This window comes from Subtercola frigoramans (genome assembly GCF_016907385.1).
Taxonomy (GTDB): domain Bacteria; phylum Actinomycetota; class Actinomycetes; order Actinomycetales; family Microbacteriaceae; genus Subtercola; species Subtercola frigoramans.
Genome location: NZ_JAFBBU010000001.1, coordinates 2,182,464 through 2,195,272, shown reverse-complemented (window position 1 = coordinate 2,195,272; position 12,809 = coordinate 2,182,464). Strand labels below are relative to the sequence as shown.

Below are 12,809 nucleotides of genomic sequence, written 5' to 3'. Positions count from 1 at the left end.
TGAGACCCACCAGGCCCGCAGCACCACTGCGCCACCATGCACCAGGAGACATCTACACGTGACTGATTCGAGCGAGATACCAGAAGGCCTCAGGCATCTGGTACCACCAACTCGACTCGTTGCTCCCGGTGAATCAGACTCTGCTGCCAGGGCCTCCAATGCTGGATCGACAGTGAGCCGGCGCGAACTCCGCATGCGTGCACTCGACCAGTCCGTGACGGCGTCCCCGATTGCTCCGGCCGTTGCGCCTGCCGCCGAGACGCGGCGCGAACGTCGCATGCGCGAGCTGGCGGGTATGTCGGCCGCATCCTCGGCTCTTTCTGAAGCACCCACCGCGGCGATTGCGGCGACCGAGATGCCCACACCGGCACGAGCTGTCACACAACCGGCGACTTTCGCTGTAGCCACGGCTTCAGTACAGGCAGATTCTCTCCCATCGATCGCTGCCGCTGTGCCGATGGTCGCGGTGCCGAGGGTCGTTTCATCGACAGGCGCTGTGCCGACAGGCGTTGTGCCGATGGTCACTGTGCCGACAGGCATTGTGCCGACAGTCAACCTGTCGGTTTCGACAGCCCCGACGAAGTCGGTGCCGATTGTGAGGGCGGTTGCGTCCGCCCCCGCACCCCGTATCGAAAGACTGACCGGCGCGACCGAGCCCCGCAGTGCCGGAGCCTCGATTCGCCCGAGAGGCCCGGAACTGGCGGCCCGCGCCAATCGCCGGCATCGCGGTGCTGGGCCACGGGATCGCAAGCGCACAATCGCGAGCACCGTCGTCATGGTGGCAACGGCTGGTCTGGTTGCCACACTGGCGCTTCCGGCCTACGCCTATTCGGATTCGAACTCCGTAGCCAATGCCAACCTTTCTGCGTCGAGCCAGCTCGGTATCCAGAGCCTCACCGTTTCCGGTGTCAACGGCCAGACGTCGCTTCGCGACGGGTACACGACGACCGGCGACATTGCCGCAATGGATTCCACCACAGGTTCCACCGTTTCGCCGACAGTGCAGGCGCTGGCGGCCGAACTGGTCGCCGATGTGGCCTCCGGCAAGCTGGTCGGTTCGTTTCCCGATCACATCCAGGAGATCCGCAACCTCGCGAACGGTCAGGCGGTTAACGGGTGCGGGGTCGACTACCGGGTGCTCCAGACCATCAAAGTGGCCGTGGACAACTTCAGCAAGGTCGGCGTGAGTGACATCAACCGCCACTGCACAGGTCAGATCGAGGGGGCGGGCACTGCGTCGTCCCACTACGCCAACGGTGGGGGTCACGCGGTCGACTTCTACATTCTGAACGGCCACGGACTCACTGGCGCAGATGCCGACTCGCTCAAACTCATCCAACTTCTCGACCCGCTCGTTCCTGCGGGCACGAATGTCGGCCAGGCCGGATGCGGCCGTTCGATCTCCCTGAACAACATGGTTCAGTTCGACGACACCTGCACGCACCTGCACATCGACTTCGGCGCCGCCCGAGGCGTGAGCCTCAGCAGCTGACGCAGCCGTGAGCCTCAGCAGCTGACGCAGCCGTGAGCCTCAGCAGCTAGCGCAGCCGTGAGCCTCAGCAGCTAGCGCAGCCGTGAGCCTCAGCGGCTAGCGCAGCCGTCGGCCTCGACAACCGACGTCAGCACTCCACCCTCAGAACCAGGGTCGGGTCTGGGCTCACCTCATCAGAGGCCACCAGGAATCGGCTGGGGGCACTCCCTGTTGATGGCGGCCCAATCCGATTCGGACATGGTCTGGCTGAGCGTCGCGAGATCTGATGTCGCGACGGCTGACCAGGGGTGCGTGTCGTACTCACTCAGGAACGTCTGGAGAGTCGGCGGTTCAGCAACGGTGTAGCCGTGATTCTGAAGGCACGTTCGTTCAGCGAGTTCGGCTTCGTAGAGCAGATTCTTCTGCCGGTCATCCACGGGGAATTCGGCAGTGACGACCAGATTGCACTGCCACGTGTCCTTCACATACAGGTCGTACTGCTCGGCAGGGATGGTGGCGCTGGAGGCTTCGATTGCCCCGTCGTCCGTCAGTACGACCTGCCACCCGTGCTCGGTGAGGCAGTGGTAGAGCGCATCGACGACCGGAGAGCCGCTGAGCGTCAGTCCTGGCGGTTCGTGAGCAACCGATAGGGGCTCTGGCGGCTGCAGGGCCGGATCTGCGCCTGCGCAACCCGTGAGGACGGCCGCAGCCGCGAGCACTGCCAATACGGTGAGCGCCGCCGGGCCTGCGGTGCGGCGCGCTCTCCTGGGTGGTCTGGCGACGCGCCGTTCGGATGATTGTGGCGAAAAAGCATGAGGCATATAGTGAGGATTCATCACCACCAGAATCCCACTGTCTGCAACCACCGTCAACCGTCTGCGTGTCCCCGGACCAATCGACCAGGGCGTTCGTCGGCAGCGCGGTGGCACAGCCAGGAGTGGGCAACGAAAGGAACAACCATGAAGATCATCCCAGGCGCTCTAGCGGTACTCGCCATCACCGGCGCCGTTGTGCTCTGCGGGGCTCCGGGCGCGAACGCGAATTCGGCGAATTTCGGCTCACAGGTCTGCGGATTCGGCGGCCCGTCGGCGGCATCGACCGCCTATGTGAACGGCACGAGCATCCACCATCACCAAGCTAACGCGGTCGACTGGTCGAGTCGCACGTTCGGGGCGGGATTCCACCGCTTCTCATCGGGAAACGGGGTCGTCACGATGCAGATCAGTTTTCCCACCGGCACAGAGACGGGCTACGCCTTCTCGTGCGCAGACGGTTCATTCTGAGGCCCGGTGCGCGCGATCACCATTGAAGAGCGCGATTGACCCACCGATGACCAGCTTCAACAGTCACGTATGACGAATGCGAAAGAGAGCGTGAATGACGACCGGGAATGACGGGCCGTTCGAAACGCTGGCCGATGCCACGACCAGCGCGCGGCGAAGCCCTGTTGGCCGAGCCCACGCGCTGCAGCTGGCCTGTGCAGAAGCAGGTGTATCGCTCGGCCGGTTCGACAGGAGGGTGCTCGACGAGGTCAGCGGCCTCGAGACGGAGGTGGTGTGGGCCCTGGCGGCAATCATCCGAAGGGCAGGAGGGGCCCACTCGTGAAATCCCGCACGGGTCGGGCAGCGCACCCGCTGGCGCTCGTGGCGATCGTTATCGTCGTCCTCGCGAGTGTGTGCGCGCTCTCTGCCTGGGCAGCCCTGACAGTCGCGGCCCCCGCTGCCGCGGGCCCTGCTCAGGCAGGGTACTCCGTGGCCGATGCCGTTGAGGGTGAGGTGAGTGCTCAGCTCACCCTCAACGTCTCGGCCTCGTGGCCTGCCTCGCCCGTCGGTACGAATCGAGCCGCGGGCGTCGTCACCTCGGTCGATCTTGTTCCCGATCAGCTGGTTACCCAGGGTACGCAGGTGTATTCGGTGAACCTGCGGCCGGTCGTCGTGGCCTCGGGCGACGTGCCGGCCTTCCGGATGATCGGAAGAGGCTCGCGCGGGGCCGATGTCTCCCAGCTCCAGGAGATGTTGCGTTCGGGAGGATTCTTCGATGCACCGACTGACGGTTCTGCGGGTGAAGGCACCCTCGAGGCCGTATCCCTGTGGCAGTCGTCCCTCGGTCTCGAGCCGACGGGCGAGGTATCGCCCGGAGACGTCATCTTCGTCCCCAGACTTCCTGCTCGAATCGCCGTCAGAGCCGAGTCCGTCTTTCGAGGGGGCACCCTTGTCGGCGGCGAGCAGGTTCTTCTGGGTCTGGGAGATGCGCCCCAGTTCACCCTCCCGGTGAGTGAGGCGCAGTCCGGCGCCATACCGGATTCGAGTCGGGTGGAGATCGACGATGGCGCAGGGCACACCTGGCACGGCATTGTCGGCGAGCGAATGTCTGCTGAATCGGGCGCCGTGGCCCTCTCGGTCGATCCGGCTGAGGGCAGTGGTGCGGTGTGCGGTGACGAGTGCGACGTCGTCGGTCTCGTCGGGCAGACGCTTCTCCCCTCGCGCGTTGTCACGGTACCGGCGGTCACCGGCACCGTCGTGCCGTCGGCGGCGCTGCAGTCCGATGCCCAGCAGGCACTCTCAGTCGTCGACGAACTAGGGGTGGTCCACCCCGTCATCGTTCAGGCGCAGGCTCACGGGCAGTCCGTGGTGACGGGCATCAGGCCCGGACTCGCGGTTCGCGTTCCCGAAGTGGAGCGCCAGTGACTGGCCCCATGCTCGAAACCAAGAACCTCACGTTCGGTTACGACCAGCGTTCGACCCTCTTCGACGGGTTCAGCGAGACATTCACGTCAGGAGAGATGGTGGCACTCACCGGCTTCTCCGGTCGGGGCAAGTCGACCCTCCTCTACCTGCTCGGGCTCATGGTGAAGCCCGACCGGGGCGACGTCGCGATCAACGGTGCCGATACCTCTCTACTCGGAGACGCGGCACGGGCACGCCTTCGCGCCCAGCTGATCGGATTCGTGTTCCAGGACGCGTGTCTCGATTCGACGCGGACGATTCTCGACAACGTGCTGGAGACGTGTCTCTATCGATCTGAACCGCGATCCAGGTCCAGAAGCAAGGCGCTGGCGCTTCTGGAGTCTTTCGGTGTCGAGGGCCACGTTGATTCGAGGCCGGGACGGCTCTCGGGTGGCCAGGCCGGGCGCATCGCACTCTGCCGAGCACTCCTGAGCGATCCGGCGATCATCCTCGCAGACGAGCCGACTGGCAATCTCGACGCCGCTTCTGCCGAGATTGTGACAGGGGCATTCCGTAGGCGAGCAGCTGCCGGCGCGATCGTCGTCGTCGCCACCCACGATTCGACGCTCGTCGCACAGTGCGACCGCTCTGTCGTGCTGTGAGGTGAGCCGTGACTCCAGCCGTGAAACCAGCCGTGAAACCAGCCGTGAAATTCGTCGGCGCTGTTGTTCTAGAGGCGATTGCATCACTGCTCGGGATGCGGGTGGTTTCGATGACGACCGTCGGTGTTGTTGCGGCACTGTGTTTCACCGTGATGCTCACGACCGGGCGTAACATCGCCGAAAGCGATGCGGTGCTCGCCAACATCGACTCCGTGGGCACACGGATCCTCGTGGTGCGCGCAGAGGCGGCATCGGGCCTCGACACCCGAGTACTCGACCGCCTCGCGCCGTTGCACGGAGTCGAGTGGGTCGGGGCGCTGGGACCCGCGAGCGATGTGACGAATGCCGCCATCGAAGGGGGCACAAGAGTCGCGCTTCGGCCGGCTTACGGTGCAGGTTGGCGCATCATGGGCGTCGGCAGGCCCGCGGACACGCCCGGTTCCAGCCGGGCATTCACGAACCTCCGCGCGAAGTGGCTCCTCGGCTTGAGCGACGGGGTCGGCGCTGTGAAAGACGTCCAGTCCCAGGAGATCGTCGACGTCGTCGGTTCTGTGATGCTGCCCGAGTATCTCGATCTCATCGGCCCGGCCGTTCTGGTACCCGAACGGTCGCGTGTCGATCCTCGTCCGGTCTCGGTACTCATCGTCGTTGCTTCAACAGCATCGCAGGTGGAGGCCCTCACCTCGACGGTGAGCTCGCTTCTTGCCGTCGATGACTCTACCAAGGTCACAGTCACATCCGGCGAACAACTGGCTCAGCTTCGCGAGAGAGTCGGTGCCCAACTCGGGGTGTTCGGCCAGTCGTTTGTTCTGATGGTGTTCGTGGCTGGCGCGGTTCTCGTGGCCATGATCCTCTCGTGCCTCGTCATGATACGAAGAAAGGACTTCGGTCGCCGACGGGTTCTCGGTGCCTCTCGAAGGCTGGTCATCGGGCTGCTTCTCGTAACCGTTGGACTACAGGCTGTCGCCGGTTCGATCGTCGGCAGCGTGGTGGCTGTGGCGCTCCTCCTCATACAGGGCAGCCCGGTGCCAGCGCCTGCCTTCTGCGTCGCCGTTGTCGTGCTTGCTCTCGTCACGAGCATCAGTGCAGGAGTCATTCCGGCGCTGATCGCATCGACCCGCGAGCCCCTGCGTGAGCTTCGTGTGCCCTGAGCGGTGCGGGATGGGGTGAGAGGGCGGATTATGGAGTCGCGTAGGGTGGATTTCGTGGTCAGCGATATTCGAGCGGGTGAGAATCGAGCGCTTGAAGTTCGGGCGCATGAAGGCCAAGCGCGTGAAGTTCGACTCAGCGAAGCCGACCTGCAAGCAGCAGAGCTGGCGCACCAGGAGCGCGCCGACGCACTGACGTCGGGCTGGCGCGAGCGCCGCAGCGTGGGCGAGGCTCACGCCGTGGATGACTTCATGTTCACCTACTACCCGTTCAAACCAGCGCTCCTGCGTCGATGGCATCCCGGTGCCGGTGTTCGCCTCGCGGGAGCGGCGGGTCTCGAGCGCGCCGAATGGAAGTGGTACCGGCAGAGCCGGGGCACCGATCTCCTGGTTGATGCCAGAGAGCTCTTCGCGGCCCGGGCGCAGTCCATCGCGTTCATTTCACGCCTCCTTCAGCAAACGGCTCTGCGCCCAGCCCAGTTCGGTTGTTTCGGACTGCATGAATGGGCGATGGTCTACAAGGTCGCCGATGGCCACGTGCGGCATGAATCCATTCCCCTGCGCCTGACGGCTGAACAGACAGACAAGGTCGTCGAGTCCCATCGCATCAGGTGCAGCCATTTTGACGCGTTCCGATTCTTCACACCCGAAGCGAGAGGCAGGAACAGCCTGCTGCCGTCACGAGAGAACCAAGAGTCCTTCGAACAGGCCGGGTGCCTTCACGCAGGAATGGATGTCTACAAGTGGGCGATCAAACTCGGCCCGATCGTACCCGGTGTGCTGTTGCTCGACTCGTTCGATCTCGCCAGGGAGATTCGGCAGGTCGACATGCGAGCGTCGCCGTACGACGTCTCGAGCTTCGGGCTCAGCGCCATCCGAATCGAAACGGCGGAGGGCAAAGCCGAATATTCCGCGTTCCAGCACGACTTCGCCACCCGATCGAACATTCTGCGTAGTCGCCTCGTCGAGTCGATCGTGCGCGCGGAGAGTTTCGCCGCAGCTGGCTGACTCCGCACGTCGGCGATGGGTCTAGTCGTCGATGGCGCGAAGCTTGTCCAGCTCGCGTCGTTCGCGCTTGGTGGGTCGCCCGGCGCCCCGATCGCGCACGGCAACGAGAGCAACAGTCTCGCGTGGGGGCGGTGGTGGTGTCAGATCGACGAGGCATTCCGCGGCAACGGGTGCACCCACCCGCTTCAGGACCAAACGAGTGACGACCACAATGCGATCGAAGCCGGCGCTGCGGATGCGCACTTCATCGCCGACATGCAGCGCCTGCGCAGCCTTCACCCGCTCGCCGTTCACCCGGACGTGGCCGGCTCGACAGGCAGCCGTGGCTGCGGACCGGGTCTTGAACAGCCGAACGGCAAACGCCCAGCTGTCGACCCGTGCACTGTTCACCCCTGGGCCGGTGCCGGAGCCCGCGGCTTTGCTCGTGGCGTTATCTTCGGCCATGCGGCACAGATCCTCAGGATCGAGACGTGAATTCCACGTCGACATCGTCGGAGAGCTCGTTCGAGAATTCAGCATCTGCCTCCGCGGTATCCGAGGGCGACCCGGCGGGCGCAGTCTCACCCTCGTCACGCTCGTCACTACCCCCGTACAACGAATTGAGTACTAGAACAGCCGCGTCGTTGGCGCCGATGGCGTAGTCCCCGGTCTCGGTCTCGTCGACCAGCTGGGCGTTCGCCACGTCTTCGATCTCGTCGAGGGTGGCACGGGCGAGCTCGAGTTCTGAGCTGAGCGCGAGCAGGGTCTCCTCGACGAAATCGATGAGCCGATCATCCGATGCGTTCGTGCTCGACCACGCGCCGACGGACGCCGAGCCCGAGAGTCCGGCAACCATGGTCTGGACCCGGCTGCGCCATTCGGAGCTGGCCGCAACAGCACGGTCGCGCTGGGCTGTGAGCGAACCCGCCTCGAGGCGAGCCTCCTTCAGCTGCGCCGTGACGGCGGCGGCAGCGGTAACGGCCTCAGCAAGCTTCAGCTGGAGGGACTCGAGAGCGTTACGGTGCTCAGTCTCCATCGCCGCGACAGCACTCTGGTGCCGGGCGTCCGCTTCGTCGACGCCGTTCTGGTGGGCATTCGCCAACGATGCGAGAGCCTCTTCGTGCGTGGTGAGGAGCCCGGCGATCTCGGCCTCGTGCTTGGCGCGCTGGGCATCGGTGTCGGTCTCGAGCTTCTGCCGGATTGCGAACACCTCGGCCTCGTTACGGGCTGTGAGATCGGCCACGGTTGCGTCCCGTTGTGCCGAGAGCTCCGACACCGTCGCATCCCGTTCGGCGGTGAGTTCGGCGATCGTCGACGCGTGCCGCGCGCTCGTATCCGCCAGCTCTGCCTGGTGTGTCGAATGCAGGCCGGAGATGTCGTCTTCGAGCTGGCGGCTGAGCGAGGTGACCTGGGATTCGGCGAGCTGAAGCCGTGCGGCAGTGTCGGCCAGTTCGGCCTCGACGTCGACGGAGTGACTCTTGACTGCCAGAAGCTCCTGGCGGGTTGTCTCGTAATGCTCCAGTGCGTCGAGCCGTGCTTTGTCGCGCGCACGACGATCGTCGACCACCAGGCCGAGGTGCGACCGGATGATCTCCAGGGGATCGCTCTCTGCATCGAGTTTCTCGACGCTGGCCAACGCGGGTGGCACGAATGCCGGCTTTGCTGTGGGGTCGATGAAATGGTGGGTGAAGAGCTCATCGGTGACCGGGCGGTAGCGCTGCTGGAAGTCGGGAGTGCCGAACTTCACTGCCCAGTCGATGAACATGACGGCTGTGCGGTCTCGGCGTGTGAGCACGTAGCCGGTGTCGAGCCCGGATTCGGGCTGGAACCCGGCTTCGGAGTCGGCTCGGGTGTCAGTAGTGCCGTCGGGCGTCAGGTCAGGCGTGGAGTCGGGCGTGCTGTCGGGCGTGGAGTCGTCAGTCATGGTGCTCCTCGTGGGTGTTCCAGATGTCGTCAAAGATTTCGGTTGGTCACCGTCGTTAAACCAGAGTAGCCGCCGACACTGATGACACAAACGTGAGCCTGCGTGGGGATCGACCAATACAGCTGAGAACTCCAGCGTCTTTGCGGCACAGCAAGCGCGAAGGCGACTCCCAGCTTTCGCGAGATCCCTACATAGCTTGTTCATAAGGTTGGGGAGTTGTGTTGTCTGCACAGCCCACAGCGGGCAGCCGAGAGGAAAACATGCACACCCCCGATTCTGAGCAGCCGGAGTCAGCCGGCGACGCCACGCAGCCGAAAGCCAACGCACCACAGCCGGACGGGCTGATCGTGCCGATTCAGCCAGCCCAGCAGATTCAGCCAGAGCAGCAGATCCAGCCAGCCGCTGCTCAGCCCATTCAGCCCGTCCAGCAGATGCTCCCGATCCAAGAAATTCAGCCCGTCTCCGGGCTCAGGCCCGCTGATCACACTCCGCAGGAGTGGTCGCAGACTGCGGGTGGGGGTTCGGGTGCTGCTGCAGGTTCACAGCAGCAGTATTCGCACGATCACCGCATCTGGCGACCGCGCAACTTTCTCATTCTGGGTGCAGCGGCCGCTGCGATCGCCATCGCCGGAGTCAGCGTCGGTGTGACGATGGCCGTCGGAGTTCCCCTTGCCATCCAGGCCGCATCATCGTCGACGTCGACGCTCGACCGCCCAGTCACGAGTGACAGCGGCACCAGCTCCGGAAGCACTGGCTCAGGAAGCGCTGGTTCGGGCGGCACCAGCTCAGGGGGCAGCGGAACCTCGCCTGGATACGGCAACGGGTACGGCACCGGAAACGGCTTCGGTTTCGGGCAGGGCCGTGACGGTTCTGGCAGCACTTCGGGCTCGGGAACAGCCACGCAGTCGGCGACTGCCGCGACCGATGCCCAAGCCGTGGGCGTCGTGCTCATCGATACCAAACTCGACTACCAGAATGCCGCTGCGGCTGGCACTGGAATCATCCTGAGCTCCGACGGCACGATTCTGACCAACAACCACGTTGTCGAGGGCTCGACGAGTATCTCTGTGACGATCGCCACCACGGGAAAGACCTACACGGCCAAGGTCGTCGGCACCGACGCCGTCGACGATGTTGCCGTGTTGAAGCTCGACGGGGCTTCAGAGCTGACAACGGCCACCCTCGACACATCGGACTCGGTCGCTGTGGGCGACGCCGTAACCGGAGTCGGCAATGCCGGTGGCACCGGAAGTCTTTCTGCGGCTGCTGGTGCGGTCACCGGCCTCGACCAGTCGGTCACGACACAGGCTGAGGGCAGCGCGGCCGGCGAAACGCTCACCGGAATGATCCAGATCGAAGCCGACATCCAGGCAGGCGACTCCGGTGGACCGCTCTACGACGCGCAGGGTGAGGTCATCGGCATCGACACGGCTGCCTCAAGCGGTAGCGCGACTGTCACCGGCTTCGCGATTCCCATCAACACCGCATTGAAGATCGCGAAACAGATCGAATCGGGCACCGAGAGTGGCAACGTCACCATCGGATACCCGGCCTTCCTCGGAGTGCAGATCGGCAGTCAGACGTCAGGAACAGGTTCCTCCGGACTTGGATCGCGGGGCTCCAGTGGGAGCACTTCGACGGTGGCCGGCGCAACCGTGGCGGGCGTCATCGACGGGACCCCTGCGGCAACCGCAGGGCTTGTCGCCGGCGACACGATCACCACGGTCGATGGCACGACCATCGACTCGGGCTCGACCCTCACGAAGACGATGAAGTCGTACAACCCCGGTGACTCGGTGACGATCAGCTGGACGGACGCCAGTGGCGCAACCCACTCCGCCTCCGTCACCCTCATCGAAGGACCCGCCGCATAGGTCCGGCGACCGCAACCCGGGCTCGCCCCCACCGGGACTGGCTCCGGAGTGAACGGGTCATCGGCACGCAGAATGCTGTCGATGGCCCGTTCTTCTGTTCAAGGAACATGCCGTTCAGGGGAACTGCCGTTCAGGGGAACATGCCGTTCAGGGGAACTGCCGTTCAGGGGAACTGCTGTGCGGGAGGACTTCTGTTCTGGAGTACTTCTGTGCAGGCGGCCACACCTCAGATGGTGCGGGCGGCCAATCCTGCGTTGATCGCCTCGGTCAGCCCGGCATCGATCGGTCGAGCCTCACCGTCGATCTCGCGGATGGGAGCGGCGTTGCGCACGCTCGAGACGAGCCACGCGCTCTCTGCACGCCGAAGGTCGGCCGGTGTCAGCATCTCGTAGGCCGTGCCATACCCATTGACCGCCGCGATCTCGAAGATGCTCTGCTGCGTTGTGCCCGGCAGGATTCCGCTCTCGGTGCGCGGGGTCACGAAGGTGTCGTCGAGTTTCAGCACAATCGTGGCCGTCGGGCCCTCGAGCAGGTACCCGTCGCTGCTGACGAAGATGACATCATCGGCGCCGCGACGCTGCGCTTCCCGCGCAGCGGCCTTGTTGATGGCGTACGAGAGCGTCTTCGCCCCCTGGAGAAGCCACGGCGAGGTGCGTTGCACCGAGCTTGCATAGCCCCGGTCTAGCAGAACAACGCTGATTCCCTCGGTGCGTTCAGTGGTGAAGTCCGGGCTCTGCTGCAGGTAGATCCAGCCGGTGGGGATGCCCGAACCTTCGATTCCGCGGGTGTAGACCAGTTTCGCGAATGCCTCGTCGACAGTCGGCCGCGAGTCGACGGCGGCGAACACGCCCTTCTTCCACGTCTCGGGCTGGGGAGCAGGGAGGTCGAGCATCGCAGCTGACCGTGCGAAACGGTGCAGATGGGCATCCAGCGCCTGGGGCATGCCGTTCACAACGGTGATCGTCTCGAAGATTCCGTCACCCCGGGTCACTCCCAGATCGAGTGCGCTCACGACAGGGGAGTCGGGATCCACGGCAATGAACCCCGATACCGAATCGGCCGACGCCGAATTAGCCGACGTCGACTTACCCGTCGTCGAATTGACCGACGTCGATCTGCCTGCATCCGATTCGAGCGGGTCGCGCAAGACGAGCAGGGCGGGCGAGAATCCGTTCGGCATCAGCGGTCCCCGTTCTGGGTTGCGGTCGCAGTGGTTGTTTCGCCGGGAGCCGTGACGAAGTCGATGAGCTGCTCGACTCTGCCGAGGAGCTCGGGTTCGAGGTCGGTGTACGTTCGAACCCGGCCCAGGATTCGCTGCCAGGCGGCTGCGATGTCGGCCTGGTCGGCATGCGGCCAGCCGAGCGCTTCGCAGATCCCGTGCTTCCATTCGATCGATCTCGGCACAACGGGCCACGCGGTGAGGCCCAGCCGGCCCGGCTTGACCGACTGCCAGACATCGACATACGGGTGCCCGACGATCAGGACCGATCCGGGTTTCTGAGACCGCATGACAGTGTCGGCGATGCGGCTCTCCTTCGAGCCCGAGACGAGGTGGTCGACCAGGACGCCGACCCGGCGTTCGGCGGTGGGAGCAAAATCCTTGAGTACCTCGGCCAGGTGATCGACGCCTTCGAGGTACTCCACGACGACGGCCTCGGAGCGCAGGTCGTCTCCCCAGACCTTCTCGACCAGTTCTGCGTCGTGGCGACCTTCGACGAAGATGCGGCTGGCGAGCGCGACGCGGGCCCGGGCATCCGGTGCCTTGAACGACCCCGATGCCGTGCGTGCGGCTCGGGGTTTGGCCGACTGCGCCGCGGGGGCGACGAGGATGACCGGGGTGCCCTCGTACAGAAAGCCACCGCCAAGCGGGAACATGCGGCGCCGCCCGTGACGGTCTTCGAGTTCGACCATCTTGCCCTCGACGTGCGTCACTGAGCCGCAGAAGTCGCTGGCCACGTCTTCGACGACCAGGCCGGTCTGTGCCTCCTGCGAGGCGACAGGCCGTCGTGCCGGCCGGCGGGAGAAGTCGGCGAGAACGTCTGAACCATATCGATCGAATGTCACCTCGACGACGTTA

13 protein-coding genes are annotated in these 12,809 nt (G+C 64.8%); 8 read left to right on the top strand and 5 right to left on the bottom strand.

From position 1 onward, the window contains the following. Positions 1 to 58 precede the first annotated feature (58 nt). Positions 59 to 1,492 carry a hypothetical protein gene (locus tag JOE66_RS10285; RefSeq protein WP_205109155.1) on the top strand — a complete coding sequence of 478 codons (1,434 nt, stop codon included), beginning with the start codon at positions 59 to 61 and terminating at the stop codon, positions 1,490 to 1,492. 173 nt (positions 1,493 to 1,665) lie between these two features. Here the strand turns inward: JOE66_RS10285 and JOE66_RS10280 are convergent, their stop codons facing one another. Beyond that, complete coding sequence (locus JOE66_RS10280; protein WP_205109153.1) at positions 1,666 to 2,292, bottom strand: hypothetical protein; 627 nt, start codon at positions 2,290 to 2,292, stop codon at positions 1,666 to 1,668. Between the two features lie 138 nt (positions 2,293 to 2,430). On the opposite strand from JOE66_RS10280, the gene JOE66_RS10275 reads away from it, so the two are divergent. The 6 genes from JOE66_RS10275 (at position 2,431) to JOE66_RS10250 (ending at position 6,955) form a co-directional block, all read left to right on the top strand. Then, complete coding sequence (locus JOE66_RS10275) at positions 2,431 to 2,754, top strand: hypothetical protein (protein WP_205109151.1); 324 nt, start codon at positions 2,431 to 2,433, stop codon at positions 2,752 to 2,754. Positions 2,755 to 2,848: 94 nt separating this feature from the next. Further along, a complete protein-coding gene (locus tag JOE66_RS10270; RefSeq protein WP_205109149.1) occupies positions 2,849 to 3,076 on the top strand; it encodes a hypothetical protein in 228 nt (75 codons plus the stop codon). Next, positions 3,073 to 4,158, top strand: a complete 1,086-nt coding sequence (locus JOE66_RS17270) for a peptidoglycan-binding domain-containing protein (protein ID WP_205109147.1) — start codon at positions 3,073 to 3,075, stop codon at positions 4,156 to 4,158. The genes JOE66_RS10270 and JOE66_RS17270 overlap by 4 nt, the downstream gene beginning before the upstream one ends. An 8-nt stretch (positions 4,159 to 4,166) precedes the next feature. Further along, positions 4,167 to 4,799 (top strand): ABC transporter ATP-binding protein, encoded by a 633-nt coding sequence (locus tag JOE66_RS10260; RefSeq protein WP_205109145.1) that lies wholly within the window; start codon positions 4,167 to 4,169, stop codon positions 4,797 to 4,799. 8 nt (positions 4,800 to 4,807) lie between these two features. Beyond that, positions 4,808 to 5,950 (top strand): FtsX-like permease family protein, encoded by a 1,143-nt coding sequence (locus JOE66_RS10255; RefSeq protein ID WP_205109143.1) that lies wholly within the window; start codon positions 4,808 to 4,810, stop codon positions 5,948 to 5,950. A gap of 54 nt (positions 5,951 to 6,004) precedes the next feature. Continuing rightward, entirely contained in the window at positions 6,005 to 6,955 is a 951-nt protein-coding gene (locus JOE66_RS10250) for a 3-methyladenine DNA glycosylase (protein ID WP_307827154.1), read from the top strand. 21 nt (positions 6,956 to 6,976) lie between these two features. Here the strand turns inward: JOE66_RS10250 and JOE66_RS10245 are convergent, their stop codons facing one another. Both JOE66_RS10245 and JOE66_RS10240 read right to left on the bottom strand, forming a co-directional pair. Beyond that, the gene (locus JOE66_RS10245; protein ID WP_205109141.1) at positions 6,977 to 7,399 is read right to left on the bottom strand and encodes an RNA-binding S4 domain-containing protein; all 423 of its coding nucleotides are present in this window, start codon (positions 7,397 to 7,399) and stop codon (positions 6,977 to 6,979) included. 13 nt (positions 7,400 to 7,412) lie between these two features. After that, positions 7,413 to 8,858, bottom strand: coding sequence for a coiled-coil domain-containing protein (locus JOE66_RS10240; protein WP_205109139.1), 1,446 nt, complete (start codon positions 8,856 to 8,858; stop codon positions 7,413 to 7,415). 260 nt (positions 8,859 to 9,118) lie between these two features. Here JOE66_RS10240 and JOE66_RS10235 point away from each other — a divergent pair, with 260 nt between their 5' ends. Next, positions 9,119 to 10,732: a S1C family serine protease gene (locus JOE66_RS10235; RefSeq protein WP_239518278.1), complete on the top strand. Its 1,614-nt coding sequence runs from the start codon at positions 9,119 to 9,121 to the stop codon at positions 10,730 to 10,732. Between the two features lie 226 nt (positions 10,733 to 10,958). On the opposite strand, the gene JOE66_RS10230 is transcribed toward JOE66_RS10235, so the two are convergent. Both JOE66_RS10230 and JOE66_RS10225 read right to left on the bottom strand, forming a co-directional pair. Continuing rightward, positions 10,959 to 11,912 (bottom strand): aminodeoxychorismate lyase, encoded by a 954-nt coding sequence (locus JOE66_RS10230; RefSeq protein ID WP_205109137.1) that lies wholly within the window; start codon positions 11,910 to 11,912, stop codon positions 10,959 to 10,961. Further along, positions 11,912 to 12,796 carry a DUF3097 domain-containing protein gene (locus JOE66_RS10225; protein WP_205109135.1) on the bottom strand — a complete coding sequence of 295 codons (885 nt, stop codon included), beginning with the start codon at positions 12,794 to 12,796 and terminating at the stop codon, positions 11,912 to 11,914. The genes JOE66_RS10230 and JOE66_RS10225 overlap by 1 nt, the downstream gene beginning before the upstream one ends. Positions 12,797 to 12,809 lie beyond the last annotated feature (13 nt).

What these genes read in the sequence shown, in the direction of transcription:
- JOE66_RS10280 (WP_205109153.1), bottom strand. Translation starts at nt 2,292, where the DNA reads ATGCCTCATGCTTTTTCGCCACAATCATCCGAACGGCGCGTCGCCAGA.
- JOE66_RS10275 (WP_205109151.1), top strand. Translation starts at nt 2,431, where the DNA reads ATGAAGATCATCCCAGGCGCTCTAGCGGTACTCGCCATCACCGGCGCC.
- JOE66_RS10270 (WP_205109149.1), top strand. Translation starts at nt 2,849, where the DNA reads ATGACGACCGGGAATGACGGGCCGTTCGAAACGCTGGCCGATGCCACG.
- JOE66_RS10260 (WP_205109145.1), top strand. Translation starts at nt 4,167, where the DNA reads ATGCTCGAAACCAAGAACCTCACGTTCGGTTACGACCAGCGTTCGACC.
- JOE66_RS10245 (WP_205109141.1), bottom strand. Translation starts at nt 7,399, where the DNA reads ATGGCCGAAGATAACGCCACGAGCAAAGCCGCGGGCTCCGGCACCGGC.
- JOE66_RS10240 (WP_205109139.1), bottom strand. Translation starts at nt 8,858, where the DNA reads ATGACTGACGACTCCACGCCCGACAGCACGCCCGACTCCACGCCTGAC.
- JOE66_RS10235 (WP_239518278.1), top strand. Translation starts at nt 9,119, where the DNA reads ATGCACACCCCCGATTCTGAGCAGCCGGAGTCAGCCGGCGACGCCACG.
- JOE66_RS10230 (WP_205109137.1), bottom strand. Translation starts at nt 11,912, where the DNA reads ATGCCGAACGGATTCTCGCCCGCCCTGCTCGTCTTGCGCGACCCGCTC.